The organism is Microbacterium sp. STRO-2N, from assembly GCF_057747775.1.
Genome location: NZ_CM173223.1, coordinates 935,440 through 955,082, shown reverse-complemented (window position 1 = coordinate 955,082; position 19,643 = coordinate 935,440). Strand labels below are relative to the sequence as shown.

Sequence of the window (19,643 nt, the reverse complement as noted above, 5' to 3'; positions counted from 1 at the left end):
AACCCTGGGCGGACGTCAAGCGCTTCTCAGCGCCCGTCCAGCCGCAGCAGCAGCTCAGACGCGAGATACCGAGCCCTGCCCAGCGCCGAGCGCGGGTCGTAGCCGAGTTCGCGGGTGAGCGCCTCGTGGCGGGCCTGCACGGTCGAGTGATGCATGCCGAGAGCAGCGGATGCCGAACGCAGGCTCTCGTGCTTCACCAGCGCGTGGAGCACCTCACGCGAGCGCTCGCCGAGCGACGCGAGCGCGCGGACGTCCTCAGGCGGAGCGGCGGGGTCGAAGCCACGCGCCACCAGCAGGAGCGCCCCGAGTTCGGCGGCGTCGACGACCGGATGCGCCGCATCGGTGAGGCGCAGCGCCGTGGTCGCGGCATCCCACGACTCCGGCAGACGATCCGCGCGCACCCACGTTCCCGCGCCGCCGCGCACGGGCAGCGAGCGGCTGCCGTCGTCGACCAGCGCACGGACCATGCGCGCGCCCGCAGCCACAGGCACCGAACCGGGCTCGGCCGCCTCGAGCGGAACCGCGATCGCCCGCACGCACGCCGTCGCGTCGATCCGCAGCCGGGCCAGCGCGGCGAGACGCTCGGCCAGCGGGGAAGCTGCATCGACCGCGACTTCCAGCGCCGCCTCCGGCCGGCGACGAGCCTCGGTCAGCGTCACGGCGAGCGCGAGGCGCTCGACGACCATCTCGTCGTTCACGAAGTGGTCGGCACCACGCTCGAGCCACACTTCGCCGCCTGCGATCTCGCGACGGGGCGATCGGACCCCCGCATCGCCCTCGACCCTGCGACCGCCGGGCTCACGCCGCTGCACCCGGTCCCGCAGCCGCGCGCCCGCGGTCACGCCCGACAGGGTCGCCGCGGCACGCAGCAGCGCGTCGATGCCGGCGCCGGCGCCGACGAGCGCGTCGAAGTACGTGATCACCTTGAGCGTCTCGCTCGCCTCGGGATCGAGCGCCGTGAGTCGCCCGACGAGCTCCTGCATGAGCATCCACCGCCTCGGGGCATTCTGCGGCGAAGCCCCGCGTTCACCCTAACTCTGCGGGCGAGCGCGGGGCCACGACCGCGACGGCTAGGCGCCGAGGATGCGGGCGACCCACGCATCGCGGGCCGCGGTCATCGCCTGCGCGAGCGCGGTGTGCGGGGCCATCATGTCGAACCCGTGGAATCCGCCCGGCCACACGTGAAGCTCGGCCTGGACTCCGGCGTGCCACAGCGCCGTGGCGTACGCGACATCCTCGTCGCGGAACACCTCCGCCGAACCGCAGTCGATGAACGCCGGCGGCAGGCCTGACAGGTCGGTCGCACGCGCGGGTGCGGCGTAGATCGACACGTCGTCGGTGCCCCGGCGCTCGCCGAGCAGCGCCGTCCAGCCGGTGAGGTTGCTGGTGCGGTCCCACACGCCGATGCCGTCGATCTGCGCCGTCGACACCGTCGCGTCGCGATCATCGAGCATCGGGTAGATCAGCACCTGCCCCGCGAGCGCCGGCCCCTGCCGGTCGCGCGCAAGCAGTGCGGTGCCCGCGGCGAGGCCACCGCCGGCGCTCGCGCCGGCGATGATGAGGTGCGCTGGGTCGATGCCGAGCTCGTCGGCATGCTCGGCGACCCACACCAGTCCCGCGTAGCAGTCCTCGACCGGGTACGGGTCGGGGAACTCCGGCGCGAGGCGGTACTCGACGGTCACCGCGACGGCGTCGTGCTGCACGATCCACGGCAGGATCTGCCCGAGACCGACGAAGCGGTCGCCGACGATCATGCCGCCCCCGTGCGTGTGATAGATCCCGGGTCCGACGCCGGTGCGACCGATGCGGCGCAGCACCGTCACCTCGATCGAATCGCCACGATAGCCCGGAACCGTGTGGTCGATACGCTCGACGCCCGCCTCGGCGAGGAGCTCGTCGACGCTGACCGCGATCGGCAGACCTTGCCGCATCGCCGGGATCATCTCGACCGTGATGGACGACGGCATCTGATCGGCCAGCACGGCAAGCACCGCTTCCAGCTCGGGATCGAACGGCGGTCGTGCGACGGTTGTGCTCATGGGAACTCCCTCGTTCTCCAGTCGTTGCAGTGTTGTCTACAGCATCCGTTCCACTCCCCTGCCACACGACCGCCGAACGCGGCTCTTTGAGCTCTCCTCACCCGCCATCCGGCCGGGCGCGTTCAGCACCACCTCCAGAAGAGGACGACGGATGCCGCGACCCGGCGCTCCCCGCGCGTCCGAGCCGGGCACCTCGACTGTCATACTTGCCAGGCATCGCTCGACGTCGGGAAAGGAAGCGCGTGTCTCCCTGGGCCCTCTTCGCCTACGGACGCTCGAAGCCTCCGCGGACGCGGCTGCGCCGGATGCTCTGGACGTCCGTCGTCTTCGCGTTCTGTGCCGCTCTCGTTCCGTTCGTCGTCATCGGCGTCGTCGAGTACTGGTCGGGCGGGGAACCGCTCGGCGCCGTCATGATGACCTTCCTCGCCGCGCTGCTGATCTTCGGCGCAGGCGCCGCGGTCTACTCATTCGTCGACCTCGCGAATCCCTCCGCGCGGGCTCAACGATCGAGGACGGAAAGCAGCGCCTGCGCCACCGATTCCGAGGACTGAGGGTTCTGGCCGCTGATGAGGTTGCCGTCCTCCACGACGTGGTCGGCCCACGGCTCGGCCACGTCCACGGTCAGACCGCCCGAACGCAGCACCGACTCGAGCAGCCACGGCGAGCGATCGCCCAGTCCGCCCTGCAGCTCCTCCGCATCGGTGAACGCCGCGACGGTGCGTCCGGCGGCGGCCAGCGTGCCATCGGCGCGCTTCGCCGCGAGCAGCGCGGCGACTCCATGGCAGACGACAGCGAGCGGAAGGTCGCGATCCAGTGCGTTCGTGATGAGCGCGCCAGAGGTCTCGTCGGCGGCGAGGTCGGCCATGGGCCCGTGACCGCCCGGGTAGAACACCGCGTCGTACCGCGCGAGATCGACCTCGTCCAGGCGCTGCGGCGCTGAGAGGCCGTCGATCGCGGCGAGTGCGGCACGCAGTTGTGCGCGCGCGGCGTCGTCGGCGCCGAGCGATGCCTCGTCGACCGCAGGGGCGATGCCGCCCGGGGTCGCGAACTCGACGCGATGCCCGGCGCCGGTGAGGACGCGATGCGGCTCGAGCAGCTCCTCGGCCCAGTAGCCGGTGGCGTGCGCGGTGCCGTCAGAGAGCGTCAGGGTGCGGGCGCTCGTGACGACGAACAGGACTGTGGACATGTGGACTCCTCGAGTTCGGTGATGGGCCGTCGCTCCGGCGGCACTTGAGGGGAACGACGGCACTCACCCAAGAGTTCCGATATCTTCGCGATGTGAGCCATAAGAATTCTGATGGTCTGGAGGATCTCGCGCGGTGGCGCGCGTTCCTCGCGGTGCACGCCACCGGGTCGCTCTCGGCCGCTGCCCGCACGATGGGTGTGACACAGCCGGCGGTGTCGGCACAGCTGCAGGCGCTCGAACGCGCGCTCGGCGAGCGCCTGTTCGTGCGCGGAGCGCGTGGTGTGACCCCGACGCTCCGCGCAGACGAGCTGGCGGCCCGCCTCGCCGGGCCGTTCGCGACGCTCGCCGGGGCTCTTGCGATCATCGATCCCGACGCCGCCGCCGTTCAACCACCCGTCCGCATCGGCGGCGCAGCCGAACTGCTCGCCGAGGTCGTGGCCCCCGCGCTTGCGCCGCTCATCGCGGACGGTGTCCGCGCACAGGTGCAGCCCGGACTCACGGGCGCACTCACCGACGCCCTCCGCACCGGAGCGCTCGACCTCGTGATCGCATCCGAACGTCCGCGCGGACGCACTCTCGTCGCGACGCCGCTCGTCGACGAGACGTTCGTGCTCGTCGCCGCACCCGAGCTCGCGCCGCGCCTCATCGCACCGCTGGCGACCGACGGCCCCGACGCGCTCGACGACACGCCACTCCTCGCGTACGCGCGCGACTTTCCGATCCTTCGCCGGTACTGGCGGCATGTCTTCGGCGTGCGGCTCGAGCGCGAGCCGGCGCTGACCTTCCCCGATCTGCGCGCGCTGCGCGATGCCGTCATCGCGGGAGCCGGCGCCACGGCGCTTCCCACCTACCTGTGCCGCGCGGCGCTCGACTCCGGGCGGCTCGTCGACCTGCTTCCCACCGATGACCCGCCGATCAACACGCTCTACCTCGTCACGCGCCCAGGCGATCTCAGCCGTCCACATGTCGAACGCGTGCGGCGGGTGCTGGCCGAGCGGATCACGGTGGCCGTGGAGGATGCCGCGACTCCGGGGTGAGGCGGTTCAGAGCGCGACGAGGCGCAGCTCACGCACTTCGCCGTCGTCCACCACGGCCGTCATCATCGTGCACGCCGGCTGCCGCCGGCGGTCGGTCGGCGAGCCGGGGTTCAGCAGGCGCATGCCGCTCGGTGTCACGGTGTCCCACGGAATGTGGCTGTGACCGAACACCAGCACGTCGATGCCCGGGTGCTCGGCATCCATCCGCTTCTCGCGGCGCGCTGCGGCGCCCGTCTCGTGCACCACCGCGAGCCTCACCCCCTCGACCGTGCGCCGTGCCACCTCGGGCAGCCGAGCCCGCAGCTCCGCGCCGTCGTTGTTGCCCCACACGCCCAGCACCTCGGTGTGGCCCTCCAGGTCGTCGAGGACGGATGCCGACACCCAGTCGCCCGCGTGGATCACCAGGTCCGCGGCATCCGCCGCATGAAGCACCGCATCGGGCAGCCGCCGTGCCCGGCCCGGGATGTGGGTGTCGGAGATGAGCAGCAGCCGCGTCGCCATGCACCCATCCTCCATCGGGCGCGTGCAATGCGTCTGCCTCAGCCGCGCGGCACCTTCGCGCCGGCGCGCTGCGCGATCGCCTGCGCACCCCACGCGATCAGTCCGCACACCAGACCGGTGCCGACGCCGGTGAGGATGCTGCTGATCGTGCCGGCACTGCGCCCGATCGCCTCTTCGGCCACGGGTGACAGCGCGCCGGTGAGCGCACCGCCGAGGCGCGGCGAGCCCCCGGCGAAAACGGTCGACCACGCGAGATTGTGCACGACGGCGAGCGCGACGCCGTAGATGCCGCCGACGACGACGAGTGACAGCAGCGGGCGCCGCGACCACAGCACTGCCACGACGATCCACGCGAGCATGGGGACGATCGCCAGCAGCGGACTCAGGACAGCCGCCGCGTCGGGCGCGAAGTCGTGCACGAGCGCGCGTGGCACGGCGATTGCCGCGAGTCCGAGGACCACGAGCGCAGGAAGGCCGAGAGGATGAGAGGCTCGCGCGGGCGCGTCGGCCGGCAGGTGTGGAGTAGACATGCCTCCACGGTAGAAACCACAGGTCGCGCGGCGAATCCTGCCGACCCCGCAATCCGCCTGGGGGTCAGCCCCCGCTCCCCGCAAGCGAGCTCGTCACTCGCGCGACGGCGGCTCGGTCTCGCCCGTCGCACGTGCGCCCGCGGTGGCGTCGGTGCTGCCGCTCTCCGCGTCCGCCTCGACCTGACCCTCGCTCAGCTCGCCTGTGAAGTCGCCGCCGGCGAGCGCGTCGTCGTCGCGTTCTGTGCGGCTGTCTCGTTCGCTGTCCATGGGATCAGCCTCGCCGCGCGACGCGCGGGGCCGCGACCGGCTTGACAGCGACCCGGCGCATGGGTCAGGCCGTGGCATCCGCTTTCATCTCGGGGCACACGCCGCCGGGCTCGGTGGCGAGCTCGAAGTGCCAGCGCTCGTTCGCGTAGGTCTGGCAGATGCCGTAGCGCGAGCCGTGCTCGATGAGCCAGACCTGCGCCTCGAGCGATCCGATGTCGACCGCGTCGCCCGTGACGTGCGGCGACCGCTCGGGTGTCGCGACGTATTGGCGCGCGACCTCCTCGCTGCCGTAGCGCTCGATCGCGTCGTCGAGCAGCCAGCGCTGGTACGCCTCGTTGCGCCAGCCGCTCGTCACCGGGAAGTACGGGATGCCGTCGGCCGCGGCGTCCGTCTCGGCATCACGCAGCGCGTCGAGAAGTGCCGGATCCATCCGCGCGATCGCCGGCACCTGATCGTCGTCCGGTGTCACCACGGTTCCCTCGGGGATGAGCCCGTCTTCCGAGGTGGGATGGAATGGCTGGTCGCGACCCGCCGGCGCGGTTCCCGGCGTGGCCGCCTCGCGGGTGACGCCCGTCGTCTCCGCGCCGGCGGCCGGCGCGGTGGGAAGCGTGAGCGAAGCGAAGCTCGCCTGGACGACGATGACGGTGAGCACGGCCAGGAGCGCGGCGGCCGCGGCCGCGGCGGTGAGGACGGCCAGCCGCCGGGCACGGTGACGGGTCGGGACGACGGGCGAGGCGAAGAGGACGGGTCGCTGCATGCTCTCGATCTCACGCGAGCGCGTGTTGCAAGGGCGTACGCGCAATCGCATACGTCGGCGATATGCCCTCGCGCCTAGGCTGGGCGCATGCGCGTGCTGATCGTCGAGGACGAGCTCTATCTCGCCGAGGCGATCCGCGACGGGCTGCGACTCGAGGCGATCGCGGCCGACATCGCGGGCGACGGCGACACCGCGCTCGAACAGCTCGCGGTCAACTCGTACGACGTCGTCGTGCTCGATCGCGACATCCCCGGTCCCAACGGCGACGAGATCGCCCGGCACCTCGCCGGCGCACCCGAGAGCCCCCGCATCCTGATGCTCACCGCGGCCGACCGCCTCGACGACAAGGCGAGCGGATTCGAGAGCGGCGCCGACGACTACCTCACCAAGCCCTTCGCCCTGCGCGAGCTGGTGCTGCGACTGCGTGCGCTCGGCCGCCGGCCGGCCGCCGGCACTCCCCCGGTCGTGGAGGTCGCGGGGGTGCGACTGGACCGCTTCCGCCGCGAGGTCTACCGCGACGAACGCTACATCGCCCTCACGCGCAAGCAGTTCGCCGTGCTCGACGTGCTCATGACCGCGGGCGGCGGAGTCGTCAGCGCCGAGGACCTGCTCGAGCGCGCGTGGGACGAGAACGCCGACCCGTTCACCAACGCCGTCCGCATCACGATCTCGACGCTGCGCAAGCGCCTGGGGGAGCCGTGGGTCATCGAGACGGTTCCCGGCGTCGGCTACCGGATGTCGACGTGACGGGCCGCGCATCCCAGCGCCCGCCCGGACTCTCGGTGCGGATCAAGCTCGCCCTGAGCTACGCCGGGTTCCTCATCGTCGCCGGTGTGGCCCTGTTCGCGGTCGGATTTCTGCTGCTGCGGTTCGTGCCGACCGGCGCGATCTTCGTCTCGGGCGGCGGCTGGGCGCCCAACCGCGGCGACCTCATCGAGGTCTTCGTGCGCTACGCATGGTGGGCGATGGCAGGGCTCGTCGTGTTCGGGCTCGTCGGAGGCTGGCTGCTCGCCGGCGTCATGCTGCGTCCGCTCGGCCGCATCACCGAAGTGGCCCGCCGTGCGCGCGACGGCCAGCTCTCGCACCGCATCGCGCTGCCCGGTCCCCGCGACGAGCTCACCGATCTCGCCGACACGGTCGACGCGATGCTCGACCGGGTCGAGCACACGATCCACGAGGAGCGCCGGTTCGCCGCCAACGCCTCGCACGAGCTGCGCACCCCGCACGCGATCATCCGCACGATGGTCGAGGTCGCCCAGGCCGATCCGAGCGGGCGCGATGTCGACGTGCTGCTCCAGCGCATCGGCACGACCAACGAGAGGGCCATCGCGACGACCGAGGCACTCCTGACCCTCGCTCGCGCCGGGCGCGGCACCGAGCTCGACCGGTCTCCGGTCGACCTCGCGAGTCTCGTCGCCGAGGCGGTCGACGAGGAGAGCACGGATGCCTCGGCTCGTGGCATCCGCGTCGACTCCGCCCTCGCCCCGGCGGTCGTGCACGGCAACCGCTCCCTGCTGGCACAGCTCGCGGCGAACCTCGTGCACAACGCCGTCGTGCACAACGTCGACGGCGGATGGGTGCGGGTGTCGGTGTCGACGTCGCCGGCGGAGCTCGTGGTCGCCAACAGCGGCGCCGTCCTGGATCCGATGATGGTCCAGACGCTCACGGAGCCGTTCGTACGGGCGGCCGGGCGCACTCGCAGCGCCGACGGCGGATCCGGGCTCGGGCTCGCGATCGTCGCGTCGATCGTGCGCGCCCACGGCGGGACGCTCGACCTCACCGCGCTGCCCGAGGGCGGGCTCCAGGCGCGGGTGACGCTGCCGGGCGAGTTCTCGCGCGTCACCGTGGGCGGCTGATCCGCTCGGGCTCGGAGTCCGCCGCGGCAGCCGCTGCTTCGGCGGTCGGTGTGCGCAAACTCCTGAGATGGCGCTCGCGCGCGCACCGCGCGCGGCAGGTTTCCGCGGGCGTCGGGGGGCCGCTGCCCCGGTTCTCAGGAGTTGCGCACGGGACGGGCCGGTGCCGTGCGCGGAGAGGGCCTTGCCGAGCGGCGCACGGCTGCGGCGACCAACCGCGGAACTGTCACCAGCAGCACGCCGATCGCCGCGCCGACGGTGTTCCAGAGCACGTCAGAGGCGTCGGGCACCCGACCGGGGATCGACTCCTGCGCGAATTCCACGGTCGCCGACAGGGCGAACCCGGCGAAGATCGCGACGGGCCACAGCCGTAGGCTCAGCAGCAGCGCGACGGTCGCGCCGAGGGGCACGAAGAGGAGGGTGTTGAGCACGCGCTCGGTGAGGCCCCCGGGAATCCACAGCACGAGCGGCTCGGCGAGCGCCACCACCGCCTGGATGAACACGCGCCGCGCGGGCGCGGCGATCGACGGCGGCGCGAGCGTGAGCCCCGCTACGACGGCGAGCACGACGAGGGCGGCGAAGACACGGATGCCGCTGCCCCGGCTCGTGGAGATGTCGGTCATGAGGCGCCTTTCCGCAGGCCTCGGGTGAGCCTGCACGCCCATTCCACGCGAGCCGATGTTGCGCGAGCGTATGCGAACGCCCCGGCCCGCGGCATCCGTTCCCCGCCCGCTGGCCTGGTGCGCGCCTCACTCAGGTGTCGCGAAGCGCCGCAACCCGGCTCGAAGCGACACCGCGTGACACCCGAACCCGATCAGCTGGTTGCTCGTGAGAGCACCGGGCGCAAGGCCTCGCCGAGCACGTCGGCGAGGTCGGCGCTGATCTCGGCGGTGAGGTGGTGCGAGTCGCGGTACACGAGCGTGTTGCCGATGATCGGCGGGCACCAGTCGTCGTCGCACAGGTACTCGTTCAGGTCGATGAGCGCAACGCCGCGCGCCGCGGTCGCCGAGATCTGCGCCTCACGCGCTGCCCCCTCGAGAGCGCGCTCGCGGGGCTGTCCGCACGCCTCGGCCTGGGCGAGGTTCGCCGACAGGCACGGCGCCGGGTCCTCGAGCATGTCGGGGGTGTCCGCGAGCACTGCGGCCGGCACGTCCAGGGCGTCGAGAGTGCGGCCGAGCGCGGCATCCCACATCGCGGGTTCGTCCTCGACGTCGGGCGCGAGCTCGGCGTCCGAGAAGCTCGCGAGCAGCACGAGCGCCGGCTGCGACTCGTTGACGCGCTCGATCACGGCGTCTCGCCACTTCGGGCACTCCGGGTAAGGGCTCCCCTGCCGCAGCGTGTCGATGTCGGCGGCCGGGCACGAGCTCTTCGTGTGCACCTCGACCGCGTATCCCGCCGCGGTCGCGAAACCTTCGACGGCCGGGAACCAGTGCGCGGCGTGCGAGTCTCCGAACAGCACGATGCGGGGTGCTTCGGGGTCTCCGTAGACGCAGCCGTCGGCATCCGTTACCCCCGTCCCCCGGTTGCAGCCGTCGTCGTAGATCTCGGGAAGGCTCTCGCGCGCCTCGCGCAGCTCGGGATCGAGGTTCTCGGGCACGTAGTCGGTGCCGCGCGGCGAGTCGCTGATGACCGTCTCGGCGGCGGCCTGCTCGACGTTGAGCGGCCGCGAGTCGGCAAGGGCGAACGCACCGGTCGCGACGGCGAGGCACGCGACCGAGCCCGCGGCCGCGCCCGCGAGCGTGACGCGCGCGCGAGCCCGCGTGAGCACGGGGGCCTTTCGCACCGGATCCTCGACGTACCGGTACAGCAGCCACGCTGCCGGCACGCACGCGACCGCGATGAGCAGCGTGGCCCACAGCGGCAGGCGCCCCGGGATCGCCGCCTCGGGCAGCACCATCGCCGGCCAGTGCACGAGGTACAGCGAGTACGAGATCAGCCCCACGAACGTCATCGCGGGTAGCGACAGCATGCGCGTCGGCCCGCCCGCGGTCTCGCCCGCAGCGATCACCGCGGCCGTGCCGAGCACCGGGAGCACCGCGGCGGCCCCCGGGAAGAACGTCTCGGACGAGAAGAAGAAGACGGATGCCGCGACCGCCGCGATCCCCGCCCACCCGAGCACCGGGGCGAAGCGCTCGGGTATCGCGCGCGCCCGGTGCTGCAGCATCACGGCGACGATGCCGCCGGCGCCGAGTTCCCACGCACGCGTCGGCAGTGAGAAGAACGCCCACGGCTGCGACTGGAAGGTGAGCCACACGCACAGAGCGAACGACGTCACCACCACCGCGATGAGCACCGCGACGAGCGCGCGACGGGTTCGCACGAGCGCCCAGGCGAGAGCGAGCAGTGCCGGCCACAGCAGGTAGAACTGCTCCTCGACGCCGAGCGACCAGTAGTGCTGGAACAGCGACGGCGTCGACACCTCGGCGAGGTAGTCCGCGTCGGCAGCGGCGAAGGCGTAGTTCGGCACGTACAGGGCCGTCGCGACCGCGCCCGCCCACACGTCGCCCATGAGCAGCGGTGGGTACCAGATGTACGCCGCGATGACCGACAGGATCAGCACCGCGAACGAGGCGGGGAGGATGCGGCGGGCACGGCGCGCGTAGAACTCGCCGAAGCGCAGCCTGCCGTGCCGTTCCAGCTGATCGAGCAGGTGCGAGGTGATGAGGAACCCTGAGATGACGAAGAAGACGTCGACGCCGACGTACCCGCCAGGGAGGAACGGCAGCCCCGCGTGATAGAGCAGCACAGCACCGACCGCGATGGCACGCAGTCCCTGGATGTCGGCGCGAAAGCCCGTGTGGACGGGCTGGGCGCGGGCTCGCTCTTCCACGGTCGGGAGTCTAGGTGGGCGAGATGACATCCGGGATCCCCTTGACTCAGGCGTTCGAACCACGCAAGGCGCCAGGGACGACGGTGCGATCCGCGGCCGGTTGCCCCCGCAGAGGCGAACGGTCAACCCCCTTTGCACCCGGCTCCGACGCGAGTGGACTGCGGCGCATGCGCGAGACCCCGACGGATGCCGCGACGAGGCGGTTCCACGCCCGCAACGTGTGGTCGGGCGTGCTGTTCGGCGTGGGCGCGGTCGCCTTCGTCGACGAGGCGGTCTTCCACCAGCTGCTCCACTGGCACCACTTCTACGATCTTTCGACCACCGAGATGGGTCTCGTCTCGGACGGTTTCTTCCACGCTCTGAGCTGGTTCGCGACCATCGCCGGGCTGTTCCTGTTCGCCGACCTGCGTCGGCGGCATTGCCTCGATCTGCGGCGATGGTCAGGCGGTGCTCTGGTCGGCGCCGGAGCGTTCCAGCTGTACGACGGCACGGTGCACCACAAGCTGCTCGGCATCCATGAGATCCGCTACGTCGAGGACGTGTGGATCTACGACCTCGTGTGGAACGCCGTCGCGGCCGTCATCGTGGTGATGGGTGTCGTGCTGGTCGTACGGTCGCGCCGTCCGGCATCCGCTGACCTCCCGAAGACGTGACAGGACCCACGTTGCACGCCTCCCACGCCTCGAGCAGCGGCTCGGTCCTCGACCTGCTGGTGGCGGTCGCCGCGGTCGCCGCCATCGGCGCATACCTGGGCGGGGTCCGCATCTCGCGCCGGCGAGGGAGAGAGTGGCCCTGGCACCGGGTGGCGCTGTGGTGCACGGGAATCGTCGTGGCAGCGGCATCCGTCGTCGGGCCGCTCGCGACGGCCGCGCACGAGAGCTTCGTGGCTCACATGACCGCCCATCTGGCGGCCGGGATGATCGCACCTGTGATGCTGGTGCTTGCAGCGCCGGTGACCCTCGCGCTGCGTGCGCTCCCTGTGACACCCGCCCGGCGGCTCGCACGACTGCTCGCGAGCAGCCTCGGCAGGCTCGTCGCGCACCCGGTGACGGCTGCGCTTGTCAGCGTCGGCGGACTCTGGCTGATCTACGTCGGCCCCGTCGTCCCGGTGATGCGCGAGGCGCCGTTGGTGCACGTCGCCGTGCACGCCCACCTGCTGCTGGCGGGATACCTCTTCACCGCGGCTGTGATCGGGCTCGATCCCCGACCGCACCCGCCGGCACGCATACTCGTGGCCATCGTGCTCGTGCTCGCGATCGCAGCGCACGGGATCCTCGCGAAGCACCTCTACGCCCACCCGCCGGCGGGATTCGCCGACGTGCGGGCGGGAGCTCAGCTCATGTACTACGTCGGGGCGTGGGTCGAGGCGGTGGTCGTCGTGGTGTTCTGCGCTCGCTGGTACCGAGCGACCGCCCCTCGGGGCAGGAATCTCAGCGGCGCCGCTTCGCGGGGCGCATGACCGCCCGACCCGCACGGAACACGAGCACGCCTGCCAGCACCCACGGACCCAGGACCAGGATCGGGTCCATCCACGCGTGCTTCATGTCGATGCGACCCGGCCGCATGCGTGACGCGATGGGACGACGGCCACGTTCGCCCAGGACGCCCGACTGCGTGATCGGGTCGTCGGGACGCCTGCTGAACATGGACCTCGCGTGTGCGCCGGCCGACTCGACCCGGTCGCCGACGACGAGCAGCAACCAATGCGCGGCCTGGCCCTCGCTGTAGCGGTCGTATGCGTAGCGCCGGATCGCGCCGCTGAGGCCGTGCAGGGGCTGTGCCGTGCCGAACACGGGCGTGAGCCGCTCGTGTTCGACGGATCGCTCTCGCTCGCGACCCTTCGCGGCCTGCTGCGCGGGCAGCGCCCAGTGGGCGCCTGTCGGGATGCCCGGCTGCTCGCGGGGAAAGGCCGGCCGGTCGACGGGGTCCAGATCGGCCCCCCATCCGGGGATGCGTGCGCGCAGCGCCTCGGTGTCGGGAGCGCCGGGCTTGTTCGCGGTGTACGGCATGTGGTCCTCCTTCAAGGGGTCACGCCGTGGGCGTGATGACGGGCTTGACGATGTCATCGAGCTTCGCCGAGAAGACGTGGTAGGCCTCGGCGATGTCATCCAGGGGGAAGCGATGGGTGATGAGGTCGCTCGGCTTCACGAAACCCGCGCGGATGTGCTCGAACAGCCGCGGCCACTGCCGCTTGACCGGCGCCTGGTTGGTGCGGATCGTGAGGCCCTTGTTCATCGCATCGCCGAACTTGACCGCGCTGAACAGCGGTCCGTAGGCGCCCATGACCGAGACGGTGCCGCCTTTGCGCACCGCGTCGATCGCCCAGTTCAGCGCCACCGGCGAGCCGCCCTGAAACTTCAGCTTCGCCGCCGTCACGTGCTGGATCACATGACCGTCGGCTTCGGCGCCGACGGCGTCGATGACGACGTCCGCGCCGAGTCCGAAGGTGGCCTTCTTCAGCTCGCGCACGATGTCGCCGACCTCACCGAAATTGATCGTCTCTGCGAACGCGAACTCCTCGGCCTTGCGCAGGCGATAGTCGAGATGGTCGACGACGATGACCCGCCCGGCTCCCATGAGCCAGCACGACCGCGCCGCGGCGAGCCCCACGGGTCCCGCACCGAACACGACGGCCGTGTCGCCCTCAACGATGTCGGCGAGCTGTGCACCGAAGTAGCCGGTCGAGAACGCGTCGGTGAGCATGAGGGCGTCTTCGTCGGCGATGTCGTCGGGGATCACCGAGGGACCCACGTCGGCGAAAGGCACCCGCACGAGTTCCGCCTGCCCGCCGTCGTAGCCGCCCGTCGTATGCGAGTAGCCGTAGATGCCGCCGACCGCGGTGGCGTTCGCGTTCACGTTGTGACAGTTCGAGAACAGCCCGCGCGCACAGAAGAAGCACGAGCCGCAGTAGATGTTGAACGGCACCATCACGCGGTCGCCGACGGAGATGTCCTGCACCGATGAACCGACCTGCTCGACGCGGCCGATGAACTCGTGACCGAACGTGTGCCCGATTCGCGTGTCCGGCATCATGCCGTGATACAGATGCAGATCGGATCCGCAGATCGCCGCCAGCTCCACGCGCACGATCGCGTCGTTCGGATGCTCGATCACCGGCTCGGGCTTGCTCTCGACACGGAGCTTGTACGGTCCGCGATAGGTCATTGCCTTCATGTGGTCCTCCAGGGTCCTGACCCACCCTCCCCGAGGGGTCGGCGATGCGAGAGGGGGTTGCGCGAACGCACCGAGACCCTCACAGTGCGCGCCAGCACGTGGCGGGTGCCGCGGACTGCGGTCAGGCCTCCGCGACCGCGACCACGACCTTGCCGAGCGCCTTGCCCTCGCCGTGCCAGGCGAGGGCCTCGGGCGCCTCGTCGAGCGGGAACACGCGATCGATCCGCACGCCGATCTCGCCGGCCGCGGCGCGCTTCGCGACCGGCTCGAACTGCTTCGGCCCCTGCCGCACGAACAGCACGCCGAGATGCGCGCCGGTGAGGAGGCCGAGCAGCGGGCCGACCGTCAGCATCCGCACGAGGGTCCGGGCGGTCCCGCCCACCATCATGTAGCGCCCGCCCCTCGCGAGCGCGCGCCGGTACGCGAAGATCGAGCGCCGCGCGACCATGTCGACGACCACGTCGTACCGGCCGGAGCGCGTGAAGTCCTCGCGCCGGTAGTCGATCGCGCCCTCGGCGCCCAGCTCACGCAGGTAGTCGAGCTTCCCCGCGTTGTCGACCGCCGTGACGCGCACGCCCTCCGCCACGGCGAGCTGGATCGCGAGCGAGCCCGAGCCTCCGCCGGCGCCGTTGATCAGCATCCTCGATCCCGGGTGGGCGAGCGCGACCGCCTGCGCGGCGATGGCGCCCGCTTGCGGGAGGGCGGATGCCTCGGCGAAGGACAGCTGGGCAGGCTTCGGCGCGAACGCGGCTTCGGGCGCCGCGACATACTCGGCGAAGCCGCCGCTGCCATGCGAAAGGGTGTCGCCGTACACGGCGTCTCCGACGGCGAACCGCGTCGCGCCCTCACCGACGGCGACGACTCGGCCTGCGATGTCGGATCCCAGGATCGGGTGCCGCGGCCGGCGCAGTCCGCCGATCCGCGCGTAGGCGGGTGAGCCGTGGAGGTTCTCCCAGTCCGAGAGGTTGACCGAGGTCGCGACGACCTCGACGAGCACCTCGCCCGGGCCGGGGGCCGGCTGCGGGACGTCGCGCAACTCGAGCTCCTCGGGCCCGCCGTACCGTTCGTACACCACTGCTCGCACGGGTTCACCCTAGAGGCGGGCGGCGGTCCTGTGTTGTCGTCGCCGGCGACCGGGTCCTCGAACTCAGAGCGCGTTCCCAGGTTCGCGGGACCAAATGAGACGAGGCATCCGTTCTCTTCTACGACGGCGCAGCCAGCGACGTCGCCCGAGGAGGAACCACGTGAACCCCACCGACTATCGCAAGACCCCTGAGGCGGTCAGCCGCCTCACCGACGCGCAGTACCGCGTCACGCAGGAGGACGGCACCGAGCCCGCCTTCCGCAACGAGTACTGGAACAACCACGAGCCCGGCATCTACGTCGACATCGTCTCGGGGCAGCCGCTCTTCTCGTCCGCCGACAAGTACGACAGCGGCACCGGATGGCCGAGCTTCACCAAGCCCATCGAGGCCGACGCGGTCACGACCAAGAGGGACTGGAAGCTGATCCTTCCCCGCACGGAGGTGCGGTCGTCGGGGGCCGACAGCCACCTCGGCCACGTCTTCCCGGACGGGCCACGGGATGCCGGAGGCCTGAGATACTGCATGAATTCGGCTGCACTGCGCTTCGTGCCCGCCGCCTCGCTCGAGGCCGAGGGCTACGGCGACTACCGACACCTCTTCACCACCGAGAACCAGGAGCACACCTCATGACCAGCGGACCCTTCGACACCGGTGAGATCACCCGCACCCCCGGCACCGAGACGGCCGTCCTCGCGGGCGGCTGCTTCTGGGGGATGGAGGACCTGATCCGCCGCCAGCCCGGCGTCCTGTCGACCCGCGTCGGCTACACCGGCGGCGAGAACGCGCACGCGACCTACCGCAACCACCCGGGTCACGCGGAGGCGGTCGAGATCGTCTTCGACCCGGCCCAGACGTCGTATCGCGACATCCTGGCGTTCTTCTTCCAGATCCACGACCCGTCGACCCTGAACCGTCAGGGCAACGACATCGGCACGAGCTACCGTTCCGCGATCTTCCCGCTCAGCCCCGAGCAGGAGGAGGTCGCGCGCGACACGATCGCCGACGTCGATGCGTCGGGCCTGTGGCCCGGCAAGGCCGTCACCACGATCGAGCCCGCCGGCCCGTTCTGGGAGGCCGAGCCCGAGCACCAGGACTACCTGATCACCTACCCCGACGGCTACACCTGCCACTTCCCGCGCGCGGGATGGGTGCTGCCCAAGCGCGCCGACGCGACTGCGTGACGACGATCGAGAAGGATGCCGCGACCCGGCCGGGTCGCGGCATCCTGCGTTTCATCGCCGTGCGGGCCGCGCCAGCTCCTGGAAGACGTCGAACGACTCATTGCGCACACGCTCGAGGCCCCGGTCGGCGCCTCGCCGAAGATCGACGAGACCGAACTCCATGAACCACCCGTCCGGCGTCTGCTGATCGAACCGGTAGAGCCAGTCGACCATTGTGAAGAACGGGAACCACGTGTACCCGACGATGTCTCGCCCCTCGTCGCGCATCGCGGCGAGCTCGGCGGCGGACTCGCGCAGCCACGCGATCTTCTCCTGCGGAGTGCCCACGAGCGACGTCTCGGTGACGATGATGGGCTTGTCGTATCGGTCGGCATAGGCCTCGAGCAGGGAGCGCAGACCGCGGGCACCCGCGTGCAGCGGCGTCCACACGCCTTCGTCGACCCGCCCCATCGAGAAGTGCGGGTAGTAGTTCACCCCGACCACATCCGGTGTGACGGCGTTCTGACGGAACCACTCGAGATCCGCGTCGGTCACGCCGTGCTCGGCCAGGTACGGCCGGATGCGGGAGCCCGCGTCGATACGACCCTGGATGAGGTCGAGCGCCAGGAACCGCCGCTCCTCGAGCAGCTCCCGCGGAAGCGGGGACGTCTCGCCGTCATAGAGGAAGCCCGCGTCGACGTGCACGAAGGTCGCCGCCGGCTGCACCGCAGCGATCTCCTGCTGTGTCCGCACCATGCCGCGCGCGAGCGCGACGATCACCTTGACGAACCCGTCCTGCCCGGTGAGATAGGGGGGCCACAAGCCGTTCTGCCCGCACCACTCGGCGTTCACGACGGGCTCGTTCAACGGCGTGTAGTCGGTCCACACGTCTCGGTAGCGCTCCGCGACCGCGCGCGCGTACGACGCGACGCGCTCGGGGTACGACGCGTTCAGGAACGAGTTCTCGAGCCACAGCGGCGTGCCGTAGTGCATGAGATCGACGATGCAGCGGATGCCGAGCTCGCTCATCCTCGCCGCGACCTCGTCCGTCCACGACCAGTCGAACTCACCGGGGCGCGGCTCCACCAGGTACCAGGGCACACCCCACCTCAGGAACTCCGCGCCGCTCTCGGCGACGAGCTCGAGATCCTCGCGCCACCGCGAGTAGTGCTGGGTCAGCTCGTACTCGTCGAGCTTGCGATGCCCGGGCTTCTCGTGCGGGATGAAGGTGTCCTCGATGCCGACGCCGTAATGCAGGCGGCCGTCACGGTACCAGGGGGTGTCGCTCACGCGGCATCCTTTCTCTTTCGACAGTGGCTCACGGGCGCGCGAGGCGTCACTTCAGACCGGTCGTCGCGATGCCGGAGACGAAGCTGCGCTGGATCAGCAGGAAGAAGATCACGACGGGCAGCAGCGCCAGCAGCGACCCGGCCATGAGCAGTCCGTACTCGACGACGTGCTGTCCCATGAAGAGCGCGAGGCCCGCGGGAAGCGTCGAGGACTCGACCGACGACGACATCACGAGCGGCCACAGCAGGTCGTTCCAGTTGTACTGGAAGTGGAAGAGCCCGAGCGTCAGCAGTGCGGGACGCGCGAGCGGCATGATGATGCCCCAGTAGATCCGCCACTCCGAGGCGCCGTCCACGCGTGCGGCCTCCTCGAGATCCTTCGGGAGCGACAGGAAGAACTGCGTGAGGAAGAAGATGCCGAACGCGTTCGTCATTCGCGGGATGATCATCCCGGGGAGCGTGTTGGTCAGCCCCATGCCGTTGAGCATGTCGTACAGCGGGATGAGCGTCACCTGGAACGGCAGCATCAGAAGCAGCAGTATGCCGACGAACACGAATCCGCGGCCCTTGAAGGGGATGCGGGCCAGCGCGTAGGCAGCCATCGAATCGAACAGCAGCGAGATGAGCGTCACGCCGCCGGCGAAGATGATCGTGTTCACGTAGAGGCGAGCGAAGGGGATGCGCTCCCACACCTCCACGAAGTGCTCGAGCGTCAGCTCGCGCGGCCATAGCGTGGGCGGGTACGTCACGATGTCGGCCTCGGGCTTGAACGCCGTGAAGACCATCCAGATGATCGGCAGCAGCATCAGCAGCCCGACGAGGATCGACATGATCGCGAGCAGCCATGTGGCTGCGCGCGACGCATTCGAACCGCGACGACGCGAGATCGTCGGGTCGGCGACGGCCGGCTCGGTGGGCGGGAGCGTGGTCACGGCCATCAGTAGGTCACCTGCTTACGGCGGAGGTATCCGAACTGGATCATGGACAGGAGGAAGACGAAGATCAGCAGCACGAACGAGATCGCCGACGCGTAGCCGAATCGAAGGTCCTGGAATCCCTCGCGGTAGATCAGCATCACGAGGGTCTCGGTGCGGAAGAACGGGCCGCCGTGCGTCATGACGTAGATCTGGTCGAACGCCTGCAGGGTCGCGATGAGGGCGAGCACCGAGACGAGCAGGGTCTGGTTCGACAGCAGCGGAAGCGTGATGCTTCGGAACCGCTGCCACGCCCCGGCACCGTCGAGGCGAGCCGCCTCGTACATGTCCACCGGGATCGACTGGAGGCCGGCGAGGTAGATGACCATGTAGAAGCCGACGTTCTTCCACACGCCGACGATCATGACGGCCGCCATCGCGTACCGCGGATCGCTCAGCCAGCCCTGCTCGGGAACGATGCCGATGAAGCTCAACCAGTACGACAGCAGGCCGATGTTCGGGTCGAGCAGGAACGCCCACGCGATCGCGATGATGCCGAGCGAGACGATGAACGGCAGGAAGATGGCGGTGCGAGAGAACGCCCTGCCCGCGAAGCGCTGGTTGAGCATGATCGCGAACACGAGGGCGAGGATCACCGTCACCGGCGTGACGACCAGTGCATACAGCACGGTGTTGCCGAACGCGTTCCAGAAGGCGCCGTCCTGCAGCAGCTCGACGTAGTTGTCGAGCCCGATCCACTCAGCGGCCCGGATGAGGTTGTACTCGGTGAACGAGAGGTACACCGCCTGCACCATCGGGTACAGCGTGAACGCGACGAGGATGATGATCGCCGGTGAGAGGAACAGCCACGCCGTGCGGGCGCGACGGGCTTCGGCGCTCGTGCGCCTCCGGCGCGGTGCGGGTGCCCGCTCGGCGCGCCGCGCCGGCGGGTCGACGGTCGTCGTCGTCATGGGGAGCCTTCCGGAGGCGGGCGGCACCGCTGCCGCCCGCCTCATGGTGG

General features: G+C 70.5%; 23 protein-coding genes. 8 read left to right on the top strand and 15 right to left on the bottom strand.

Going from position 1 to position 19,643, the window contains the following annotated elements:
- Positions 1–26: 26 nt before the first annotated feature.
- Positions 27–989, bottom strand: coding sequence for a hypothetical protein (locus AC3ANN_RS04280; RefSeq protein ID WP_488339761.1), 963 nt, complete (start codon positions 987–989; stop codon positions 27–29).
- 81 nt (positions 990–1,070) lie between these two features.
- On the bottom strand, positions 1,071–2,039 hold the full coding sequence (locus AC3ANN_RS04275; RefSeq protein WP_488339760.1) for an alpha/beta hydrolase: 969 nt from the start codon (positions 2,037–2,039) through the stop codon (positions 1,071–1,073).
- Positions 2,040–2,281: 242 nt separating this feature from the next.
- On the opposite strand from AC3ANN_RS04275, the gene AC3ANN_RS04270 reads away from it, so the two are divergent.
- Complete coding sequence (locus tag AC3ANN_RS04270) at positions 2,282–2,590, top strand: hypothetical protein (protein ID WP_488339759.1); 309 nt, start codon at positions 2,282–2,284, stop codon at positions 2,588–2,590.
- On the opposite strand, the gene AC3ANN_RS04265 is transcribed toward AC3ANN_RS04270, so the two are convergent.
- A complete protein-coding gene (locus AC3ANN_RS04265) occupies positions 2,539–3,225 on the bottom strand; it encodes a type 1 glutamine amidotransferase domain-containing protein (protein WP_488339758.1) in 687 nt (228 codons plus the stop codon). The genes AC3ANN_RS04270 and AC3ANN_RS04265 overlap by 52 nt on opposite strands.
- A gap of 92 nt (positions 3,226–3,317) precedes the next feature.
- On the opposite strand from AC3ANN_RS04265, the gene AC3ANN_RS04260 reads away from it, so the two are divergent.
- Positions 3,318–4,262, top strand: a complete 945-nt coding sequence (locus tag AC3ANN_RS04260; RefSeq protein WP_488339757.1) for a LysR family transcriptional regulator — start codon at positions 3,318–3,320, stop codon at positions 4,260–4,262.
- A gap of 6 nt (positions 4,263–4,268) precedes the next feature.
- Here the strand turns inward: AC3ANN_RS04260 and AC3ANN_RS04255 are convergent, their stop codons facing one another.
- The 4 genes from AC3ANN_RS04255 to AC3ANN_RS04240 all read right to left on the bottom strand — a co-directional run bounded on the left by AC3ANN_RS04255 (position 4,269) and on the right by AC3ANN_RS04240 (position 6,317).
- Complete coding sequence (locus tag AC3ANN_RS04255; protein WP_488339756.1) at positions 4,269–4,763, bottom strand: metallophosphoesterase family protein; 495 nt, start codon at positions 4,761–4,763, stop codon at positions 4,269–4,271.
- 38 nt (positions 4,764–4,801) lie between these two features.
- The gene (locus tag AC3ANN_RS04250) at positions 4,802–5,293 is read right to left on the bottom strand and encodes a hypothetical protein (protein ID WP_488339755.1); all 492 of its coding nucleotides are present in this window, start codon (positions 5,291–5,293) and stop codon (positions 4,802–4,804) included.
- Positions 5,294–5,386: 93 nt separating this feature from the next.
- Positions 5,387–5,560, bottom strand: a complete 174-nt coding sequence (locus AC3ANN_RS04245; protein ID WP_488339754.1) for a hypothetical protein — start codon at positions 5,558–5,560, stop codon at positions 5,387–5,389.
- Between the two features lie 64 nt (positions 5,561–5,624).
- Positions 5,625–6,317, bottom strand: coding sequence for a M15 family metallopeptidase (locus AC3ANN_RS04240; protein WP_488339753.1), 693 nt, complete (start codon positions 6,315–6,317; stop codon positions 5,625–5,627).
- A gap of 87 nt (positions 6,318–6,404) precedes the next feature.
- Here AC3ANN_RS04240 and AC3ANN_RS04235 point away from each other — a divergent pair, with 87 nt between their 5' ends.
- A complete protein-coding gene (locus tag AC3ANN_RS04235) occupies positions 6,405–7,064 on the top strand; it encodes a response regulator transcription factor (protein WP_488339752.1) in 660 nt (219 codons plus the stop codon).
- Complete coding sequence (locus AC3ANN_RS04230; protein ID WP_488339751.1) at positions 7,061–8,173, top strand: sensor histidine kinase; 1,113 nt, start codon at positions 7,061–7,063, stop codon at positions 8,171–8,173. Before AC3ANN_RS04235 ends, AC3ANN_RS04230 begins: the two co-directional genes overlap by 4 nt.
- Before the next feature lie 134 nt (positions 8,174–8,307).
- Here the strand turns inward: AC3ANN_RS04230 and AC3ANN_RS04225 are convergent, their stop codons facing one another.
- Positions 8,308–8,793: a VanZ family protein gene (locus tag AC3ANN_RS04225; RefSeq protein WP_488339750.1), complete on the bottom strand. Its 486-nt coding sequence runs from the start codon at positions 8,791–8,793 to the stop codon at positions 8,308–8,310.
- Between the two features lie 191 nt (positions 8,794–8,984).
- The gene (locus tag AC3ANN_RS04220; RefSeq protein ID WP_488339749.1) at positions 8,985–11,000 is read right to left on the bottom strand and encodes an acyltransferase family protein; all 2,016 of its coding nucleotides are present in this window, start codon (positions 10,998–11,000) and stop codon (positions 8,985–8,987) included.
- Between the two features lie 167 nt (positions 11,001–11,167).
- On the opposite strand from AC3ANN_RS04220, the gene AC3ANN_RS04215 reads away from it, so the two are divergent.
- The gene (locus AC3ANN_RS04215) at positions 11,168–11,653 is read left to right on the top strand and encodes a DUF2243 domain-containing protein (RefSeq protein ID WP_488339748.1); all 486 of its coding nucleotides are present in this window, start codon (positions 11,168–11,170) and stop codon (positions 11,651–11,653) included.
- Between the two features lie 11 nt (positions 11,654–11,664).
- Entirely contained in the window at positions 11,665–12,459 is a 795-nt protein-coding gene (locus AC3ANN_RS04210; protein WP_488339747.1) for a cytochrome c oxidase assembly protein, read from the top strand.
- Here AC3ANN_RS04210 and AC3ANN_RS04205 read toward each other — a convergent pair.
- From AC3ANN_RS04205 to AC3ANN_RS04195, 3 genes are all read right to left on the bottom strand, one after another.
- Positions 12,431–13,009, bottom strand: coding sequence for a hypothetical protein (locus AC3ANN_RS04205; RefSeq protein ID WP_488339746.1), 579 nt, complete (start codon positions 13,007–13,009; stop codon positions 12,431–12,433). The genes AC3ANN_RS04210 and AC3ANN_RS04205 overlap by 29 nt on opposite strands.
- Before the next feature lie 19 nt (positions 13,010–13,028).
- Complete coding sequence (locus AC3ANN_RS04200) at positions 13,029–14,174, bottom strand: zinc-dependent alcohol dehydrogenase (protein ID WP_488339745.1); 1,146 nt, start codon at positions 14,172–14,174, stop codon at positions 13,029–13,031.
- Between the two features lie 121 nt (positions 14,175–14,295).
- The gene (locus tag AC3ANN_RS04195) at positions 14,296–15,258 is read right to left on the bottom strand and encodes an NAD(P)-dependent alcohol dehydrogenase (RefSeq protein WP_488339744.1); all 963 of its coding nucleotides are present in this window, start codon (positions 15,256–15,258) and stop codon (positions 14,296–14,298) included.
- Positions 15,259–15,418: 160 nt separating this feature from the next.
- Here AC3ANN_RS04195 and msrB point away from each other — a divergent pair, with 160 nt between their 5' ends.
- Positions 15,419–15,889, top strand: a complete 471-nt coding sequence (gene msrB / locus AC3ANN_RS04190) for a peptide-methionine (R)-S-oxide reductase MsrB (RefSeq protein ID WP_488339743.1) — start codon at positions 15,419–15,421, stop codon at positions 15,887–15,889.
- Positions 15,886–16,440 (top strand): peptide-methionine (S)-S-oxide reductase MsrA, encoded by a 555-nt coding sequence (gene msrA / locus AC3ANN_RS04185; RefSeq protein ID WP_488339742.1) that lies wholly within the window; start codon positions 15,886–15,888, stop codon positions 16,438–16,440. The genes msrB and msrA overlap by 4 nt, the downstream gene beginning before the upstream one ends.
- 51 nt (positions 16,441–16,491) lie before the next feature.
- On the opposite strand, the gene AC3ANN_RS04180 is transcribed toward msrA, so the two are convergent.
- From AC3ANN_RS04180 to AC3ANN_RS04170, 3 genes are read right to left on the bottom strand one after another with little or no spacing between them, the layout of a single operon-like run.
- On the bottom strand, positions 16,492–17,709 hold the full coding sequence (locus tag AC3ANN_RS04180; RefSeq protein ID WP_488339741.1) for a family 1 glycosylhydrolase: 1,218 nt from the start codon (positions 17,707–17,709) through the stop codon (positions 16,492–16,494).
- Positions 17,710–17,755: 46 nt separating this feature from the next.
- Positions 17,756–18,646: a carbohydrate ABC transporter permease gene (locus AC3ANN_RS04175; RefSeq protein ID WP_488339740.1), complete on the bottom strand. Its 891-nt coding sequence runs from the start codon at positions 18,644–18,646 to the stop codon at positions 17,756–17,758.
- A complete protein-coding gene (locus AC3ANN_RS04170; RefSeq protein WP_488339739.1) occupies positions 18,646–19,593 on the bottom strand; it encodes a carbohydrate ABC transporter permease in 948 nt (315 codons plus the stop codon). The genes AC3ANN_RS04175 and AC3ANN_RS04170 overlap by 1 nt, the downstream gene beginning before the upstream one ends.
- Between the last annotated feature and the right edge of the window lie 50 nt (positions 19,594–19,643).

Excerpts from the sequence above, each read along its gene's own strand:
- msrA (WP_488339742.1), top strand. The coding sequence starts at position 15,886 with ATGACCAGCGGACCCTTCGACACCGGTGAGATCACCCGCACCCCCGGC.
- AC3ANN_RS04245 (WP_488339754.1), bottom strand. The coding sequence starts at position 5,560 with ATGGACAGCGAACGAGACAGCCGCACAGAACGCGACGACGACGCGCTC.
- AC3ANN_RS04170 (WP_488339739.1), bottom strand. The coding sequence starts at position 19,593 with ATGACGACGACGACCGTCGACCCGCCGGCGCGGCGCGCCGAGCGGGCA.
- AC3ANN_RS04225 (WP_488339750.1), bottom strand. The coding sequence starts at position 8,793 with ATGACCGACATCTCCACGAGCCGGGGCAGCGGCATCCGTGTCTTCGCC.
- AC3ANN_RS04175 (WP_488339740.1), bottom strand. The coding sequence starts at position 18,646 with ATGGCCGTGACCACGCTCCCGCCCACCGAGCCGGCCGTCGCCGACCCG.
- AC3ANN_RS04265 (WP_488339758.1), bottom strand. The coding sequence starts at position 3,225 with ATGTCCACAGTCCTGTTCGTCGTCACGAGCGCCCGCACCCTGACGCTC.
- AC3ANN_RS04200 (WP_488339745.1), bottom strand. The coding sequence starts at position 14,174 with ATGAAGGCAATGACCTATCGCGGACCGTACAAGCTCCGTGTCGAGAGC.
- AC3ANN_RS04240 (WP_488339753.1), bottom strand. The coding sequence starts at position 6,317 with ATGCAGCGACCCGTCCTCTTCGCCTCGCCCGTCGTCCCGACCCGTCAC.
- AC3ANN_RS04255 (WP_488339756.1), bottom strand. The coding sequence starts at position 4,763 with ATGGCGACGCGGCTGCTGCTCATCTCCGACACCCACATCCCGGGCCGG.
- AC3ANN_RS04215 (WP_488339748.1), top strand. The coding sequence starts at position 11,168 with ATGCGCGAGACCCCGACGGATGCCGCGACGAGGCGGTTCCACGCCCGC.
- AC3ANN_RS04235 (WP_488339752.1), top strand. The coding sequence starts at position 6,405 with ATGCGCGTGCTGATCGTCGAGGACGAGCTCTATCTCGCCGAGGCGATC.
- AC3ANN_RS04250 (WP_488339755.1), bottom strand. The coding sequence starts at position 5,293 with ATGTCTACTCCACACCTGCCGGCCGACGCGCCCGCGCGAGCCTCTCAT.
- AC3ANN_RS04205 (WP_488339746.1), bottom strand. The coding sequence starts at position 13,009 with ATGCCGTACACCGCGAACAAGCCCGGCGCTCCCGACACCGAGGCGCTG.
- AC3ANN_RS04280 (WP_488339761.1), bottom strand. The coding sequence starts at position 989 with ATGCTCATGCAGGAGCTCGTCGGGCGACTCACGGCGCTCGATCCCGAG.
- AC3ANN_RS04275 (WP_488339760.1), bottom strand. The coding sequence starts at position 2,039 with ATGAGCACAACCGTCGCACGACCGCCGTTCGATCCCGAGCTGGAAGCG.